Consider the following 17,690-nt stretch of genomic DNA (forward strand, 5'->3'; position numbering starts at 1 on the left):
TTGACACGGAAATCACCTCATCGTAGAATATTAATATTAAGCTTTTCTACAAAGTAATAAACGTCTATAAAGTACTGTGAAAGTTCAAAGGGTACGTATCCCTGACAGTAACCAAATTACTTGGACGGTCTTAGGTGCTGATTATTTGCCAATTGCTCCAATCGAGCAGTTTTTAAGATACTTAGAAAGCATCGAGCGATCGCCAAACACAATTAGGTCTTACGCTCACCATCTAAAGCAATACTTTGAATACCTGCAAGCTCATAACCTAGATTGGACACAAATGGGTGTGATTGAGCTTGCTGATTTTATGTCATGGCTCAGAAGTCCTAATCCCCAAGGTATTCTATCAATCCAAGAGCAAGAAGCAAAGCGTACAGAATCAACTGTAAACTTGATTCTGACATCGGTTTGTATGCTTTACGATTTTCACGAAAAAACGGGTAAGGTTCCTCATATTCCGCTTTATCGGTCACAGGTAATGCCTGGGCGGAAATACAAAGGTTTTCTGCACCATATCACTAAAAGTAAATCAGTTAGAACTCGTTTACTCAAACTGAAAGAGCCAAAGCGTCTACCCAAAACACTTTCTCCTGAACAAGTAGAGGAATTAATTAATTCCTGTACCCGACTTAGAGATAAATTCCTACTTTGTTTGTTGCATGAAAGCGGTATGCGAATTGGACAGGCTTTGGGGTTAAGACATGAGGATATTCATTCTTGGGACAATTTAATCAAAGTCATTCCTAGAAGCAATAATGCCAATGGCGCTCGTGCTAAAACGAAGTCTCCTTTTGATCTTCATGTCTCGAAAGAATTGATGGGCTTATACAGTAAGTATCTGCAAGATGAATTTATGGAGATACTTGGCGACGACCTTAGCGATTATGTCTTTGTCAATCTGTGGGATGGAAGGATTGGTTCTCCTATGACTTATAGCAATGTAATGGATTTGTTCAATCGCCTCAAGAGGAAAACTGGTATTGCTGTTCACCCCCATATTTTTCGGCATACTCACGCTACAGAACTAATTCGTCAAGGTGTGGGCATGGCTTATGTGCAAAAGAGATTAGACCATGCCAGCATTCAAACCACATTCAACACCTACGTTCATGTCAGCAATGAAGACATGAAAAGAGAATTGAGTCAATACTTGAATAATGAATATGATACGGAATCAGAAAGCAATTCAGAACCAGAATAAAGTTTATCAGTTTATCAACTGTACTAGGTGTAAAAGCACCAGTTTCAGAAAAAATGGTAAAAATCCGTCTGGTACTCAAATTTATATATGCAAGCGGTGCTACAAAACTTTTACACCAGAGGTACTGGATGTAAATCAAGAGTTTCCTGAAACAAGTATTAATCCCAAACTTGAGTATTCTAAAGATGTTTGGGATTGTCGTGCATTGGGAGTTGAGGGTGGTGTAGGGAAATCCAGTTATAAACTAAATTTCGTCCCTATAAAGCAGGACTGGTTGAAACAAACAGCAAAAACTTATTTAAAAGTTTGCTTGAGTTCCATCACATTTGCTTCTGTACAAGAGAAGCTTGGTTCAATCAGAAAATTGTCAAAATTCTTAGCAGAAAACTACCCTGACATCATTCCAGAAAATATAGACCGCGATATTATTACTGAGTACACAATATATTTAGCAAGTCAAAAATTAGCATCTAGTACCCGTTATAAGTGTATTAGCGATGCAAAGCTATTGTTTGATGCTGCTTATCAATATCAATGGCTTGATGTCCGAAGGTATTTGGTTCGTCCTGAAGATTTCCCCAAAATAGAAAAAAGACTGCCTCGCTACATTCCAGAAGAGGTAATGCAGCAACTTAATCAATACCTAGATGATTTGGCAGAGCCAATAATGAGAATGGTATTAGTATTGCAAGAGTGTGGAATGCGAATTTCAGAGCTAGTAAATCTTAGCTTTGATTGTTTATTGCAGGATAAATCTGGAGATTGGTTTTTAAAATATTACCAATTCAAGATGAAAAAGGAAATTACTATACCCATCTCAAGAGAGGTCGTAAGAGTAATTCAAGAACAACAGAAGTATATCCGTAAACATTTTACTCAACAAGAATTTAACTATTTATTTTGTGCAAATGTAGGGGCAATTAGACCTAATTTTGTTCCATCCCCTCATGTAATGATGCGGAAAACATTACCGAATCATCTTAACCGTTTAGCTCAAAGAAGAAAGATTTGCGACAACTCTGGTAATGTATGGCATTTTCAAACCCACCAGTTTCGTCATACAGTCGGAACAAGGATGATAAATAATGGTGTTCCTCAGCACATTGTCCAAAGATATTTAGGACATGAAAGCCCTAACATGACGGCGGTTTATGCTCATATTCACGACCAGACAATGAAAGAAGAAATTGCAAAGTTTCAAGGCAAGGTTGTGAATATTGCAGGGCAAGTTGTCGAACCTAATGATTTACAGGCAGATATAGCTGATTTGCAGTGGTTCAAACGGAATATTCAAGCGCAGGCATTACCAAATGGTTCTTGTGCCTTGCCTACGATTTCTCAAGGATGCCCCCATGCTAATGCTTGTTTAACCTGTACTCACTTCCGAACTACAACTGAGTATTTACTAGAGCATAAACAGCAGCTAGAACAAGCTAACCAAATTATTCAAAAAGCTGAGGCTAATGGATGGGTGCGCCAAGTTGAAATGAACCAAAAGGTGAAATCAAATCTAGAAAAAATCATTGCAAGATTGGAGGCGGACTCAAATGACGGTTGAGCGTAATGTTGAGGGACTGCGTGACAATGCCCAAAAAAAGCGCCAAGAGGCATTTAAAAAAGTAGAGCAGGGAATTCAGCGATTAATTAAAGAAAAGCAAGTCATTAATTTTAATACGGTTGCTCAAGCTTCAGGGGTTAGCAAGGCTTGGCTTTATAAACAGCCTAAAATTAAAGCTCAAATAGAGGATCTTAGGGATAATCACCCCAAATCCCAGAAAGTCTTGCCAAAGCAAAAAGCTTCAGATACCTCCAAAGACGCAATCATCAAAACCTTGAGAGAAAAACTTAGGAAAATCGAGGCTGAAAATAGAGGCTTGAGAGAACATTTGGAAACTATTCATGGACGACAGAGAGCTTTGGTAGACGAGAATGCAGTTCTGCGGCGGGAAAATGAGGAATTAACCAAATTGTTAGCTGGCACAAAAGCTGAAATTGAAATTATTAAAAGTCGTAGCGATAAATTATTATTGCCATCTAGCCTCCCCAGTCCTGCAAAGGGCGAAGATGCGTCTTTAACTGAAAAAAAATCAGGTAACTCAGGAATAAATAGCGCAATTAAATTTGAGCTAGAGGAGCTAGGCATTGTAATTAACTCTACCTTGAAAAAAGCAATTAATTCTGCGCCTAACGAAGTAACTCTTCAAGCGATTACCAGCCTTAAGGAAGCGATATCCGAAAATAGAGCAGATGATAGGGTTCGTTTTTTAATGGCAGCCATCAAAAATTCCTACGTTCCTAATCAGGACTACAAGAAAAAGCAAGAGTTAGCTGCTTTCAATGAGTGGTTCACCCTGGCTCAATCACTAGGGCTAGTCAAAGCTTCTATCTATGATGAAGGTGTTCAGTACGTTATTACCACCCAAGATAAGTGGATGCAGTTCGCTGAAATGACTGATAGATATCCTTTAGAGGAGCTTCAACAAATAAAAAACGCTAAACTTAATAAAACTTAATGCTATTAATTTTATATTTTTAAAAATTTGCAGGATCTGTTTTAGATTCTTCTATGCTATTTTGAGTAGTTAGAACAAACCTTCCTAATTACTTAGGAAGGCTTGCTTGAGTTAAATCAAAGTTCCACTCTAAGTAAGCAGGTGATGTGAATTTCCAGCCCACTACACTCGCTCTACTTGGGTGGAAGCCAAGACACTTACCCATTTAGGAGGTGAGCTTATGTCTAGACTTACGTCATTAAGTCTAGAAGAGTCTGTCCGGCAAAGTCAATGGACATGCCTAATCAAATTGCATCGTCAAAAGCTTGAAATAGAGCCTAAAATTATTGAACTCGCAAAATTAACAGAACAACAACTGGCAATTTTGCGGTGTTTAGCAATTAAAGGCGAAAGTAGCACACAGCAAATTTCTCAAGAAATACACCTTTCTGATTCATCTGTTAGAAAACAAATTAAAGAGCTTCACGTCCAAAAATACGCAACTTATAGAGAAGTTTGTGTCGGAGTAGGTGCAGTTAAGGCAAAGCATTTATTTTCACTTGCAAGCGACTTATCAATTGAAGTTATTGATTTTGCAATAAAGTACAAAAGTAAGAAAAGTTTGAAACTTCTCAAGTCCGTAGTTGAGAATTTACTGGAATCAATTTTATCAGGTACTAATCTAGATGACGATGTTACGGAAGAAAGAGACTTATTTTTCTTTCATTTAAAACACCTAGCACAAGAATTTTCACCTACTATTCAATCTATTTTGAAGCTGATTCCAGATACTGGCATTATGTCAACTGAAATCGCTAATAAACTTGGCTTGCATAGTACTACAATTAACAAACGTCTGAAGGAGCTTTTAGATTCAGGTTGGCTTAGTAGGCAAACGGCTAGTACCAAAGGTCAGGGTAGGAGTGGATATATTTATTTTTTCTGTAATGGAATTAATGCTGAATTAATTAGGCTTCTGCTACCTGGCAACGACCAGCATTTAAATAGTAAATTGAGTGATTCGCAAAATGGGAATCACTATCATGACGACGTATCTGTAATTTCGTCTTCAAATAGCACCTCTTTTTCGGATAGCCAGTTAGCATCTTTAGATCAACTGGTGTCAGAAATATATTTTAACGAAAATTTAGACGATAGTAATGCAAACATTTCTATGAAATCTGAAACCAGCCAGCAGGAAACTTCTACTTCATCACCATCTTTGGAAGATAATTTACAAGTAGCCGGGGAAATTATGGCTAAGATTAAGGAATTACTGGTACTTCGCCGCAAACTCAGCACTATACACAAAGAATTACGTGACTTGGGTGGCAAGGAAGCTGAAGAATTAATAGCTGAACTGGAATCCGAAAAACTTTAACCGAAGCAGCAAGGTTTTACCCTTACTGCTTGGTAGTTCATGGGCGATGCTTAGTGCCAGACTAGTCTCCTAAACTGCGTACTGGAGGGCGCAAATCCCTCATCGTCCACAATCCCTAGAGCTATTTTAATTGATGTTAGTGGAATTTTGATTTTGTAAATTTGTTTATTAGTTGTAAACCTTTATGTCTAAATTTTCTTTAGCTCCATATACTTTAAGGTTAAGACAAAAAAATTCTAAACACTATTTATTTTTTGAAGATGTCCTTGGATTAGACTTTTTTGACATTTTTTATGAATATTTATCCAATATTTTACCTATCTCGCCTATCAACAACAAAACGGGTGAAGTCATAAAAGTTACTTCCATTAAGAAAGAAAATAGGACTATTTTTGGTCAGATTGAAGCTGGACAAAATGGATATGGCTCTAAGCTTTTAAATACTGTAACTGACACAGTTTCTTATGAAAGAAATACTTTGGATGCTGAACTTATACCTTATTATTTTTTAATAAGATTACCATCTCAAGTAGATAAAGGAATAATTATATTACAAAGATTTAATAATATTGGTGTTAAAACTTTATTATTTGATAACTTTATTCAGTATTTCAAAACTAAAATATCTGATGAATATTTATTAGACATAAACCCTTTAGTTCCCAGGGGTTTAATTAAAGAATATATCAATGGTAGATTTATTAAGTTGAGATTAATTAAACAAGGATATCCAAAAGATATTTTTGATAGACACCCTAATGGAATGCCGGATGAAAATGAATTTGAAGGGCAATGTGAGTTAGTTTTGTCTGCGCCTAAAAATGGTATTTTACCATACTACATCCGTTCAATGATAACCACGAATATTGATAAATTTTTAAACACAGATGACCTAAGCGTAGGAAGTATTGTAGAAGTAAAAAACTTTGATTATGACAATATTAAAATGCAAGTCAGAGTTGGCAATTCATATAAAACAATAGATATTTCAGACATGGGTAAGTTAAGATATTATGAAGATATATCTGGCATTGATTTAGACATAAATGGGCATCCTAAATTTGATATAATGGATTCTAGAGCTAAATCTCTTTTAAAAGATTTAGCGATATCTATTTGGGGGGATAACATAGATGCCTAAATCTAGCTCTTCTAGGACAAGTCCTCAAACTTTTTCTAAAATCAATGTTTTAGAAATTGTGACCAATCATTTAAGCACGTTAAAAGAATACGGAGCATCCAATAATTCTCTATCTGACTTGTTTTTATTTTTTCTTGTGCCATTCATTATCAGTCTCTGTGTTGTTTTTTTTAGGATTGTTCTAAACAAAGATTTGATTGGTATTTTAATAAATGTATTTGCAATTTTTGCTGGACTTCTGTTTAATTTATTGATTCTTGTTTATGACGCAGCGTCAAAAGCTGTAAAGTCTAGCAATTCCTCACAAGCTAACAGTTTAAAAGTAGAAATTTTGGAGCAAATATATTTTAATATTTCTTTTGAAATATTATTATCTTTGCTTATTGTTGTTATGCTTTCTATTTCCATTATGTTTAATAATGGGCTAGCTAATTCTATTTCCTCTGTGTTTGTTTTTTTCTTGGCTATTTCATTTGTTTTAACTTTTTTAATGGTTTTGAAAAGAGTTAATAAACTTATTTCACAAGAAATTGAGCAACAAAAAAAATCTCTACCTTAATTACTTGTAGATTAATAGAACTCTTACACAAAAACAAAATGCGCCTTGAAAATTTTCTTAGATAAATTTTCAAGGCGTTGCCGATTCATGGGATAATTTTTGCTTTACGTAAAGAATAGCCTCTGGCTGATAACTTAATAAAGTTTAAATGAAATAATTATAAACTTTATAAAAATAACTACTATAAAGTACAAGTCAAAAGTATTGTATAAATATATACAAGTTTTCTAGTTAAACAGAAGCAATATGGAATTCTCGCAAGAAATTTTTGTTGAGTCTAAAACTGCACGCGACAGTCAACTGTTAGCAACATCTAACTCAGATGCAGAAAATATCTTAAATAAGGTAAAACAAATATTTTTTGCTGTATGGGAAGGTTCTGGATGGCTTACCTTAAAACAAGTTGCTGAATTTTATGAAGTTTCCGAAGAAACCATAGATGCAAACTTCAAGCGTCATAGAGATGAATTTGAAGCAGATGGGATAAGATTATTACGTGGGCAAGCTTTAAATGATGCGAGGTGCATAATGCACCTCGCATCAAAAACTTCTTCAGTTAACTTGTTTCCACCCCGTGCAGTCATGCGTATGGGATTTATTCTTAGAGATTCAGAAATAGCAAAACAGGTAAGAAATATTGCTCTAGACATGATAGAAGCAATCCCTTCCTTAGTTGCTAATGATATATTAACTTTAAAGCTTGAATCTCTATTTTCTTTTGAAGATATACCGTTAGGGTCAAAAGAGAAACCAATCGCAGAAGTAACAAAAGATATTAAAAATGGTTATGGTTGGGCAGGAAGTGAAGATATTTTAGAGGAATGGATAGTCACCCTTGCAAGTTATGCAAACTTAAGCCCGTGGAGGCAAGTAGCACAAAAAGTTCATTATAAAACTTCCAAAAATAAATCCAGAAGATTCGATTTATTATTAAGACCAGAAGTTCCAATGTTTAAAGGACTTGAGCGTATCGTTATTGTCAGTGAGATTAAATCTAATTATGTTACTCATGAAGATATAAAAGATGTGTACGAAGTTAGAAGATATGTTGATTTAGCTTATAATCGATTCCGCAGATTCTTGAATAGCAATCCATATTATTTATTTCAAACATCATTAGTGTTTCAATTTATTTCTCCTTGTGGCATTACGGAAGAAGGTGTACAAGCATTAAATGAAGTTCAAAAGCACGCAGATGAAAAGTACAAGGAAAAAGTATACATAGATGCAGTCAGACTAGATGATTTTGTATGGAACCAACTTTATCCAGCTATAAAAAATACCTATAAAGATCCAACGGGTAAAATTGGAAATCAATTCTCATTTATTAAAGATAAAGTTAATCAAATTTGCTTAGAAATATGCAACCCAGATTTGTGGGTTGAGCAATACAAAGAATCGAGATGGGAATATTACAAAGCAATTGTAGAAAGAGATAGGTACTGCCTACCTGGACACCCTTCCTCGGTTGCATCTAAGTCCCTTCATTCAAGGTTAAATCTAGGCAGTTAAGATAAAAAGGTAATGTATAAGAAGTTTAGCCCTTGGTTCTTATGGCTAACGTTATAGACAAACATTTGAGCTTACTTCTTGGATATATAAACAAAGTGAAATTATTGTCCTAAAAGTATTTTAAGGTTTTAGCTATAGATAAAGTAATAATTATGCCCACCAGCAGCAGCAATTTCTAAAGCCCGACGCGCATGAGCCTGTCCTTTCACATCTTGCAAATCTGCACCAGGGTAAGCTACTGTTACGATCTCCGTTGTGCGATCCATTTGCACAGGTTTGTAACGCCCTGGATTATTTAAAAAATCCACCACATCAGACAGATGTTTGCAGCCATAAACAGCCAAACCTTCAACCACCGCAGCTTCTTGAGCATTATCAGCAGGGAGAACTAAAGCTGTGATTCCCATCTTTTCCGCAGCCGCGGCGATCGGCAAAACACCAGCCACCGGCCGCAAACTACCATCCAGAGAGACTTCACCTAAAAATAAATAATCACCTAATAAATCAGCATTAACTTGCTCAGAAGCCGCCAAAATCCCCACACTAATAGGTAAATCGAAACAGGGACCTTCTTTGCGTAAATCTGCCGGAGTTAAATTGATCACAATTTTCCGCATGGGAAAGGCAAAACCTGCATTTTTCAGCGTGGCTTTGACTCTTTCTCTTGATTCTTGAATCGCTGAATCTGGCAGTCCTAAGACAACAATTCCCGGTAATCCTCCTGACACATCGACTTCCACGCCTACTTTCACGGCATCGATGCCCACAATAGATGCACTCCAGACTCTAGCAAGCATTTCTTATATAAGAATAAACCTTTAGAATCTCTAGCAGATGAGTCAATAGATTGGCATGAGTGAAACCACAGAGACGATTTTTAGATTGATATCGAGAATAACTGTCAATTTTAGAGTTAGGGCGAATAGAATTCGCGGCTATACAAACGAAGTCCTAAGGAAAAATTCAGGGTTTGAAACTCACAAGGTGGGTTTTGTTTGTGTAGACACGGTTTCTAGCCGCCCTTTTAACTAAAACTCTAACTTGCCACTGCCTCAACAGCATCAGCAGTTACAGGTAAGTAAACACTAACTTTTTTACGGGTTTTGCCCTTTCTCTCAAACATTACAACACCGTCGATTAAGGCAAACAGAGTGTCATCGCTACCAATACCGACGTTGTTACCAGGATGAAATTTAGTGCCGCGCTGACGCACGAGAATATTTCCTGCACGCACAGTTTGACCGCCATAACGCTTGACACCCAGACGTTGGGCGTTAGAATCACGACCGTTGCGCGTACTACCTGTTCCTTTCTTATGAGCCATAATTTCCTCTTCTGTATCTACTTCTTTTTATTATTCTGCAACGGTTTCAGCTTCTTCGGCAGAAGTTTCATCTAGAATAGGGCTTTCGTAGCTTGCCGCTTCAGCAGCAAACACAGTACCGTTAAGGGTGATGGAGTTAATCAAAAGTCTGGTAACTTCTTGGCGATGCCCGCGCTTTTTGCGGGTTTTCTTTTTCGGCTTCATTTTGTATACCAGGACTTTACGATCTCTAAAATGTCGTAGTACAGTCCCTTCTACAGTCGCACCTGACACTAATGGCTGTCCAATTGTGACTTCGCCATCGTTCTGCACCAATAATACTGCTTCTATTGTAACTTTTTCATCTGGTTGAGCTGTCAGCAGTTCAATATCATAAAACCGCCCTGGCTCTACTTTTATTTGTTTGCCGCCAGTTTCAATAATTGCGTAGGTCATGGAATTGTCCTTGAAGTTGCCGTACAGGTAGCTGGTTTTGATCTTGTTTAGAGATGGTTTTTCCAACTTTTGTAATATGTCCACCTGTTCCGAGCAGGAATTAGACAGACAATCTAAAATTCTATTTTATTATAAGCTTTTAAGTCAAGCTATTTAGTACCCAAAATGTAATAGCTACCTGTTTGTAGTCAGGACTTTAGCCCTTGATTTTTTAAGCATTAAAGTCCTTATTACGAACCTCTCAAAACTTTTGCGACAGACCATTAGGTCTGTTAGGCATACGTAAAGCCTGTTTTACTTCCGTTAGAGCAACGATTTTGACGGCTGTATTGTTCCTAACTCGGTACTTATCAAAAGAAAATGGCTCTGAAATTCAGAGCCATTCTTCAATTTACAGTTTCAAAGTTTTTAAACTTTCACAAGATGTTGGTATAAAAGTGTGAAAGCTTATTTCTTATCAGCTTCAGCAATTGGTACCCATTCAGTGTGGAAAGTTCCGGGCTTATCAAGACGCTGGTAAGTGTGTGCGCCGAAGTAGTCGCGTTGTGCCTGAGTCAGGTTTTGGGGTAGGCGATCGCGGCGATAGCTGTCAAAATAATCCAAAGATGCGCTAAATGCGGGGACTGGAATTCCCAATGTTGCAGCTGTGGCAATCACTTCCCGCCAAGCAGTCTGTCTGTCGAGAATTGTCTGCTTAAATTCGGGAGCTAACAGCAAATTAGGCAAAGCTGGATTTTCGCTAAAAGCTTTCTTAATTTTATTCAAAAAGCGAGCGCGAATAATACAACCACCTTTCCAAATCCGTGCCATTTCGCCCAGATTCAAATTCCAGTTATATGTTTTTGAAGCTGTGGATAGCAGCGCCATCCCTTGAGCATAAGAACAGATTTTTGAGCAATAGAGAGCATCACGTACTTTATTGATAAAGTCCTTGGTTTGCCCATCATACTTGCCACTGGGGCCTGTGAGGACTTTCGATGCTGCTACCCGCTCTTCTTTAATGGAAGATATAATCCGAGCATTTACAGCAGCTGTGATTGTGGGAATCGAAACTCCCAATTCCAAAGCAGTTTGGACAGTCCAGCGTCCAGTTCCCTTTTGACCTGCTGCATCAACAATCAAATCGACCAGGGGTTTATTTGTGTCTGGGTCAACATATGGGAAGATATTTTTCGTGATCTCAATCAGAAATGAATCGAGTTCATCGGTGGTGTTCCATTCAGAAAACACATCATGTAGCTGACTAGGGTTTAATCCAGCAACATTTTTCAGCAAGTCGTAGGCTTCAGCAATTAGCTGCATATCGCCATACTCAATACCGTTGTGTACCATTTTGACATAGTGACCAGAACCACCAGGACCAATGTAGGTTACACAAGGACCATCATCGACTTGGGCAGCAATTTTGTTGAAAATTGGTGATAAAAACTCATAAGAGCTGGTTGTACCTCCGGGCATTAGTGAAGGGCCGTTCAACGCTCCTTCTTCACCACCACTGACACCCATACCAAGATACCGAAGTCCAGTAGGTTCTAATTCCTGAGTGCGGCGTTCTGTATCTTCAAACCAAGAGTTGCCACCGTCAATAATGATATCGCCTTCCTCTAGTAAAGGCTTGAGTTGAGCAATCACTGCATCCACTGGCTTACCAGCTTGCACCATTACAAGGATTTTGCGGGGACGTTCTAATGAAGCGACAAATTCTTCTAGGGTAAAAGCGGCTTTGACGTTCCGTCCTGGCGCACGCTGCGCCATAAAGGCATCCGTTTTTTCTCGGGAGCGGTTGTAAACTGCAATTGGGAAGCCATTACGTTCGACGTTTAGAGCGATATTCTCGCCCATAACGGCTAGTCCAATCACACCAAAGCTTTGTAGTGTCATAAATTTGTTTGGCTAACTCTTGCAGATCCTTTCATCTTTTAGGGTAGTCCGAGATTTTCGCCGATCTCCTAAAGAAGACCTTAAGAGTTGATCTAAACGACAAAAATCCACAACTAACACAGATAATTAATTTTAAGTTGTATCTAAATCAACCATTCCCTTGCAAAATTGTTAGTTAATGGACTGGGGAAGAGGCAGAGGGGCAGAGGAGCAGAGGGGCAGAGGGGCACAGGAGCAGAGGGGCACAGGAGATAATAGTAACTCCTAACTCCTAACTCCTAATTCCTAACTCCTAACTCAGCACTCAGCACTCAGCACTCTTTTGCCCCATGCCCAATCCCTAGTTAAAGGAGTAACCAAATAATGCTGGCATACGTCCTAGCTTTAGTGGTCGGTCTTGGTAGTTTAGCCATTTACATATCAGCTTTCTTTTTTCCAGAAATCCACCGCAAGAATGATTTTATTTTGAGTGGTGTAGGGCTTTTCTACGCTTTAGTTTTATGGGTGTTTGCAGCACGTATTTCTGGGGGGTTGTTGCTGGGTCATGTGGCTAGCGTCGTTCTTTTGGTTTCGTTTGGCTGGCAAACTCTTTCGTTACGTCGCCAACTAACACCACAGGCGCAACAAACCCAAGTACCTAGTCCTGAGACGGTGAAAACTAGCATTCAGGAACAGGTGAATAAATTCTCGCTTCAGGAACGCCTGGCTCAGTTGCAGCAGAATATCGGTAATACTTTCAGTGGTGTAAAAAACAAGGTGCAAAAGACTGTGAGTCCAAAGACACCTACAAAGACCAAACCTGAAGACATTACGTCTGTTTTGGCACAGCAACCTGCTGTTGAGATTATCGACAATACTACTGCCATAGCAGAAGAAGCGATCGCTACTATCGACACTGAAGCAAAAACTGACAGTGTACCAGAAGCGATTCCACCAAATCCGCCATCCTGGGAAGTGGTGGAACCAGCCCAACTAGATAGCGAAACTGAGAACAAAGAACAGATTTCCGCAGAGGAAATTGCTCCAGATGCATCTGTGGCTCCCCCAGCCGAAACACCACCAGATGCGACACCACCAAATAATTAGGCTAATGAATATTGAGTGAAAGCCAACATTAACTTAAATATAATCTTGGGTTTTACTTAACTTGTTTTAGTATTCCGCTTCTTGTGGGGTGGGGGACACGAGAGCCGATTGGCAAGGACGCTCATGTTACCCACCCCACATGATTGGATAATTTATTTGTTGAAAGTCCCCAAGCAAATTTTCAATAAAAGGAAAGTCGAGGAGTGGCAACAAAACGTCAGAAAAATGTCTGGAAGAGCGAGATTAATGACATCATTCGGGGTGCTTGTGGAGGCTTTTTATTTGGTATACCCTTGCTGTATACAATGGAGGTCTGGTGGATTGGGTCACTGGCAAAACCACAACTGATGATGATGGCGATCGCATTGATGTTTATAGTGGTTTACTTGCTCAATCAAACAGAAGGTTTTCGGAAACGCAGATATAGCTGGCTAGCTCATCATGCCGCAATGGATACGGTACAAGCGATCGCGATCGGACTAGCTTGTTCTGCCTTTGTGCTGCTACTATTGCGAGAATTGACGCCAGAAACTTCCCTCAAGGAATCTTTAGGTAAAATTATTTTTGAAAGTGTACCATTTACTCTCGGCATCGCATTAGCTAACCAGTTTTTGGGAGATAGTAGAAATACTGATGAAGATCAAACAGCACCTCAGGGAAATGGTGCAAGCAACAATAACCAGAACGATTTACACGCTACCTTCGCCGATGTCGGGGGAACTCTAATTGGCGCAACCATAATTGCATTTAACATCGCGCCAACAGACGAAGTTCCTATGTTAGCAGCCGCAGTTTCCCCACCTTGGCAGTTAGCAATGATCGCCGCATCTTTGCTGATTTCTTATGGCATTGTATTTCAGGCAGGTTTTTCTGACCAGCGAAAGCGCAGAGAGCAAAAAGGAATTTTCCAACGACCATCTAGCGAAACCATCATTTCCTACCTAGTGTCACTTCTAGCAGGCGCTTTTATGCTGTGGTTCTTTCAAAAGTTGACCTTTAGCGATCCCTGGACTATGTGGTTGGATCATACCTTGGTGCTGGGGTTACCCGCAACTATTGGCGGTGCGGCTGGCAGGTTAGCAATATGACTAAAACAGAACAAGAATCAAAGCGTTCAATTGCAGAGTGGGTGACATTCAGCATCGCCTCGTTCATCCTAGCAATCATTGTGAGTCTGGTAGGTTACACTTGGCTGAACGATAAAAATCAACCTCCAATTATTTCTGTCACCAAAAAAGAAACAATTCGGCAAATTGATGGACAATTTTATGTTTCTTTTGAAGTTATGAATAAGGGAGGAGATACAGCCGAGTCAGTTCAGATCATCGCTGAATTAGTAATTGACGGCAAAGTTGCAGCATCGGGAGAGCAACAGATTGACTTTTTATCTAGTGGTGAAAGTGAAGAAGGCGCATTTGTATTCAGCCAAAATCCGAGCCAAGGTCAGTTAAATCTGCGTATTGCTAGCTATAAATTGCCATAATGTCCAAGTGTAAAAGAGCTTACTAATATTTCTCTGTTTGTAAAATGTTACACTCACATTCTGGTCTATTACGCACCCAAATAATTTGGGAACCATCAAATAAGGGAATTTCTACTTGCCACCACTCCCCACGCCGCAGACGGCGATACCAGCGAAAGTTTGAGTAAGTCCAATCCAAAAGTTGCATAGGCTAATTTGAAGCTATGTTGGTCTTGGTGTCAGCGACGCTATATTTACCCCTGTATAGAGTTAGCGGTGTTGGTTAATTAAATCTCAGAGAGAAAAATAGTTAAATAAATTCCCTGATATTTACTATCAATCCTTTTAATTTGATAAACGTTTTTACTAACTGACAAATAGACAATAGCAATCCCAAGGTTGACATTTGATCTACCAACAGAACCAATTATTAATAGCCTTGAGGATGAATGCTGTTACTTCTGGCGATATAACTCCTAAGTGAGATGGATAATAATTGAAGAAGAATTCAGAAGTCAGAATTCAGGAGTCAGAATCAAGACGCTCGTTCGCCCTTGGCGTCTCCCCTTAAGAGAAGACTCGCTTTCCGCAACGCTATCAATCGGGGATTCAGACCCACGACTGATTGAAGATCACTAAATCTACGATTGGGTGGGGGTTTTAAACCCGATTATTCATCTGCCAGTCGTACAAAATTCATTCTGAATTCTGACTTCTGACTCCTGAATTCTGTTCGATAAAAAAGCTCCTAATATATCTAAAACCAGGAGCCGATAGTTTGATTGCTTGATAATTGCAGCATATAGATTTTGAAATCTTGCCATATCGGTTTAGAAGCAAAAATAGTAATTCTCTGTTCTTCAGCTAAATCAAAAATATCGCCAGGAACTCCAGCCCAAAGCAAACCGGAAATCCAAACATTCACATCTAATACAATTCTCATGCTTTAGACCGTCTTTATAGCGTTTGCAAAGCGTTCTATAGGAAAGCTGAAATCCAATGAAATCAGAGTTTTTGGAGTTTGGCTACATATTTAAGAAGTGCTGAGAATTCCTACAAGCACTCTAACTAATTCTTCTAAACCTTCAGGCACACGATAAAGTTTGATATCCTGCACGACACGTTTATCTTCTCGATAAAATATTCCAAATCGCCAATCTTCTCCATTTGTTACTGCACCGTACAAAGTTGGTTGTGGAGAATCAATCCATTGATCTAGTGCAATTAATTCAACTGCAAGTTGCGTAAATCCTCGGCTTAAATCTGATTGCTTAGCTTCAATAACTAGTAATGAATTGGACGATGAAATATAATAATCAAAACTTCCTTTTAGTTTTTCACTAACATTGATAGGATATTCAATATTTAGTTGAGTTTGTGTTTGTTCGCAAACCTCTAACAAGATAGGAGCAATTAAAACTTCACGTTTTGCCGCTTCACTAATTGGGTTAACGCGTATTATATTTCGCTGTAGATAACGCTGTAAAAAGTCTAAATAATCAAGTTTATTTGAATATATTGGTAGTTGTAACAATGCGCGTTCGTAGCTACATCCTAATTCGGCTAAAATATCCGCTGGAGCATAGGGTAATTCAAAATATTTACTAAATGTATAACTTTGATGGGGTTGTATAATTTGTGGGCGGCTCATATAGTAATCCGTTTGGATTTTTGAACTTATTTGTGTAGAGAGTAGGGATTAGGCAATTAGCCTTTTGAGTTGTACGGAGTTGTTTCAAAAATCAAATAAAATTCTATATAATACTACTTGATGATTTCTACTTAAGATACACTTTAAAAGAAAAAATTAACACAGTTATTAACTTTTGACGAGACAACTAACACCAAGTTTGCACAACACGACCTTGTAATTGTTGTCCTAACCAAGGTGTATTTTGTGAAAGTGTATGCAGATTTTTCCTTTCAACTTTCCAGATTTCCTGAGGATCAAATAAAGTTAGTTCTGCTAATTGATCGGGGCTAATCGCATTAACTTTCTGCCCCAAACACTTGGCTGGATTACTACTCAATGCCCGCCATAATTCTAAAGCTGTAAATTCGCCAGTTTCAACCAGATATTGCCACAGTAAAGGCAATGCTAATTCTAAACCGATCGCTCCGGCTGGTGCTTCAGCAAAAGCCTGGACTTTTTCTTCGTAGCTGTAAGGTGCATGATCGATCGCGATCGCATCTACAATACCTCCACGCACCCCAGCCCGCAAGGCCGCTACATCTCTAGCGTTTCCTAAAGGCGGATCTAAATGCAAGCTGGTGTGATAACTCTTAAGCGCTTTGGTGTCTAATAAAAGATGCATCCAAGTAGTGCTGGCGGTGATGGGTAAACCAGCAGCCTTAGCTGAGGCAATTAATTCCACGCTGCGGCCTGTGGAGACACGCATAATATGTACTGGTGTGCCTATAGCTGCAACTAATTCAAGCATTGCAGCGATCGCACTTGTTTCCGCACTGGTGGGTACTGGCGGTAAACCTAAACGAAGTGCTTGGACACCTTCTCTAATTACACCATTTGCAGCTAATTGGCGATCGCAAGGCCAAAATGCTACCGGTTTACCAAACGGCTGAAGATACTCTAACACCCGTTGCACCAGCGCTAAATTTTCCAACGGCTTACCATCGCTAAAACCAACAACCCCAGCATTGGCTAAATCTGCCAATTCCGTCATTTGCTTCCCAGCAACATCCAAGGTGATAGCACCCCAGATATTAAGCAGGGGAGCAGGAAAGCAGGGGAGCAGGGGAGAATAAGAATGTAAACCCTCCTCTGCCCCTCTGCTCCTCTGCTCCTCTGCTCCTCTGCTCCTCTGCTCCTCTGCTCTCCTCTTCTGCAACTGTGCCACAAGCGCAGGTTTATCAATAGCTGGAGATGTATCGGGTAAAATGCTTACTCTGGTAAAACCGCCAGCAGCAGCAGCGTCTAAAAGAGACGTAAGGGTTTCCCGTTCTTCAAAACCTGGTTCGCCGGAGTGGCTATATAAATCCACTAACCCAGAACCAAGAACTAATCCTCGACAATCTCTGATTTGAGTATCAGTACTTATGTCAGAAATATGTGAAGCCACTGCTTGGATATAACCATCAGCAATCACCACATCAAATAGTTCGTCAGTTTCAGAAATTGGGTCAATCACCCGTACTTGTTGCAGCAGTTCAGTCATAAAAGTTTTTAGTTAGGAGTAGGGAGTTATGAGTTAT

The 17,690-nt window shown here is 39.0% G+C and carries 17 protein-coding genes and 1 pseudogene; 10 read left to right on the top strand and 8 right to left on the bottom strand.

The window, feature by feature from the left end; translation table 11 throughout:
* The first annotated feature begins 76 nt into the window (after positions 1-76).
* The 7 genes from ACFG4S_RS08120 to ACFG4S_RS08150 all read left to right on the top strand — a co-directional run bounded on the left by ACFG4S_RS08120 (position 77) and on the right by ACFG4S_RS08150 (position 8,289).
* Positions 77-1,204: a tyrosine-type recombinase/integrase gene (locus ACFG4S_RS08120; protein WP_392534309.1), complete on the top strand. Its 1,128-nt coding sequence runs from the start codon at positions 77-79 to the stop codon at positions 1,202-1,204.
* Positions 1,167-2,762 (top strand): tyrosine-type recombinase/integrase, encoded by a 1,596-nt coding sequence (locus ACFG4S_RS08125; RefSeq protein ID WP_392534310.1) that lies wholly within the window; start codon positions 1,167-1,169, stop codon positions 2,760-2,762. Before ACFG4S_RS08120 ends, ACFG4S_RS08125 begins: the two co-directional genes overlap by 38 nt.
* Positions 2,752-3,717: a DUF6262 family protein gene (locus ACFG4S_RS08130; RefSeq protein WP_392534311.1), complete on the top strand. Its 966-nt coding sequence runs from the start codon at positions 2,752-2,754 to the stop codon at positions 3,715-3,717. The genes ACFG4S_RS08125 and ACFG4S_RS08130 overlap by 11 nt, the downstream gene beginning before the upstream one ends.
* A 220-nt stretch (positions 3,718-3,937) precedes the next feature.
* A complete protein-coding gene (locus ACFG4S_RS08135) occupies positions 3,938-5,077 on the top strand; it encodes a hypothetical protein (protein WP_392534312.1) in 1,140 nt (379 codons plus the stop codon).
* Between the two features lie 184 nt (positions 5,078-5,261).
* Entirely contained in the window at positions 5,262-6,218 is a 957-nt protein-coding gene (locus tag ACFG4S_RS08140) for a hypothetical protein (RefSeq protein ID WP_392534313.1), read from the top strand.
* Positions 6,211-6,777 carry a hypothetical protein gene (locus ACFG4S_RS08145; RefSeq protein WP_392534314.1) on the top strand — a complete coding sequence of 189 codons (567 nt, stop codon included), beginning with the start codon at positions 6,211-6,213 and terminating at the stop codon, positions 6,775-6,777. The genes ACFG4S_RS08140 and ACFG4S_RS08145 overlap by 8 nt, the downstream gene beginning before the upstream one ends.
* Before the next feature lie 246 nt (positions 6,778-7,023).
* Positions 7,024-8,289: a hypothetical protein gene (locus ACFG4S_RS08150; protein WP_392534315.1), complete on the top strand. Its 1,266-nt coding sequence runs from the start codon at positions 7,024-7,026 to the stop codon at positions 8,287-8,289.
* Between the two features lie 137 nt (positions 8,290-8,426).
* Here ACFG4S_RS08150 and ACFG4S_RS08155 read toward each other — a convergent pair.
* From ACFG4S_RS08155 to gndA, 4 genes and pseudogenes are all read right to left on the bottom strand, one after another.
* Positions 8,427-9,086: pseudogene (locus ACFG4S_RS08155) on the bottom strand (magnesium chelatase domain-containing protein); the annotation flags it as partial.
* Between the two features lie 239 nt (positions 9,087-9,325).
* Entirely contained in the window at positions 9,326-9,613 is a 288-nt protein-coding gene (gene rpmA / locus ACFG4S_RS08160) for a 50S ribosomal protein L27 (RefSeq protein WP_392534316.1), read from the bottom strand.
* 30 nt (positions 9,614-9,643) lie between these two features.
* A complete protein-coding gene (rplU, locus tag ACFG4S_RS08165) occupies positions 9,644-10,048 on the bottom strand; it encodes a 50S ribosomal protein L21 (RefSeq protein ID WP_392534317.1) in 405 nt (134 codons plus the stop codon).
* 447 nt (positions 10,049-10,495) lie between these two features.
* The gene (gene gndA, locus ACFG4S_RS08170; protein WP_392534318.1) at positions 10,496-11,929 is read right to left on the bottom strand and encodes an NADP-dependent phosphogluconate dehydrogenase; all 1,434 of its coding nucleotides are present in this window, start codon (positions 11,927-11,929) and stop codon (positions 10,496-10,498) included.
* Between the two features lie 363 nt (positions 11,930-12,292).
* Between gndA and ACFG4S_RS08175 the strand changes: the two genes are divergently transcribed.
* From ACFG4S_RS08175 to ACFG4S_RS08185, 3 genes are all read left to right on the top strand, one after another.
* Entirely contained in the window at positions 12,293-13,015 is a 723-nt protein-coding gene (locus ACFG4S_RS08175) for a Ycf66 family protein (RefSeq protein ID WP_392534319.1), read from the top strand.
* Positions 13,016-13,218: 203 nt separating this feature from the next.
* Positions 13,219-14,103, top strand: a complete 885-nt coding sequence (locus ACFG4S_RS08180) for a TIGR02587 family membrane protein (protein WP_392534320.1) — start codon at positions 13,219-13,221, stop codon at positions 14,101-14,103.
* The gene (locus tag ACFG4S_RS08185; RefSeq protein ID WP_392534321.1) at positions 14,100-14,498 is read left to right on the top strand and encodes a TIGR02588 family protein; all 399 of its coding nucleotides are present in this window, start codon (positions 14,100-14,102) and stop codon (positions 14,496-14,498) included. The genes ACFG4S_RS08180 and ACFG4S_RS08185 overlap by 4 nt, the downstream gene beginning before the upstream one ends.
* A 22-nt stretch (positions 14,499-14,520) precedes the next feature.
* Here ACFG4S_RS08185 and ACFG4S_RS08190 read toward each other — a convergent pair whose 3' ends face one another.
* From ACFG4S_RS08190 to ACFG4S_RS08205, 4 genes are all read right to left on the bottom strand, one after another.
* Positions 14,521-14,685 carry a hypothetical protein gene (locus tag ACFG4S_RS08190; RefSeq protein WP_392534322.1) on the bottom strand — a complete coding sequence of 55 codons (165 nt, stop codon included), beginning with the start codon at positions 14,683-14,685 and terminating at the stop codon, positions 14,521-14,523.
* A gap of 549 nt (positions 14,686-15,234) precedes the next feature.
* Positions 15,235-15,420, bottom strand: a complete 186-nt coding sequence (locus ACFG4S_RS08195; protein ID WP_392534323.1) for a putative toxin-antitoxin system toxin component, PIN family — start codon at positions 15,418-15,420, stop codon at positions 15,235-15,237.
* Between the two features lie 90 nt (positions 15,421-15,510).
* Positions 15,511-16,128 (bottom strand): hypothetical protein, encoded by a 618-nt coding sequence (locus ACFG4S_RS08200; protein ID WP_392534324.1) that lies wholly within the window; start codon positions 16,126-16,128, stop codon positions 15,511-15,513.
* Positions 16,129-16,315: 187 nt separating this feature from the next.
* A complete protein-coding gene (locus ACFG4S_RS08205) occupies positions 16,316-17,653 on the bottom strand; it encodes a dihydroorotase (protein WP_392534325.1) in 1,338 nt (445 codons plus the stop codon).
* Between the last annotated feature and the right edge of the window lie 37 nt (positions 17,654-17,690).

The sequence above is a fragment of the Nostoc sp. C117 genome, assembly GCF_043099735.1.
Taxonomy (GTDB): Bacteria; Cyanobacteriota; Cyanobacteriia; order Cyanobacteriales; family Nostocaceae; genus Nostoc.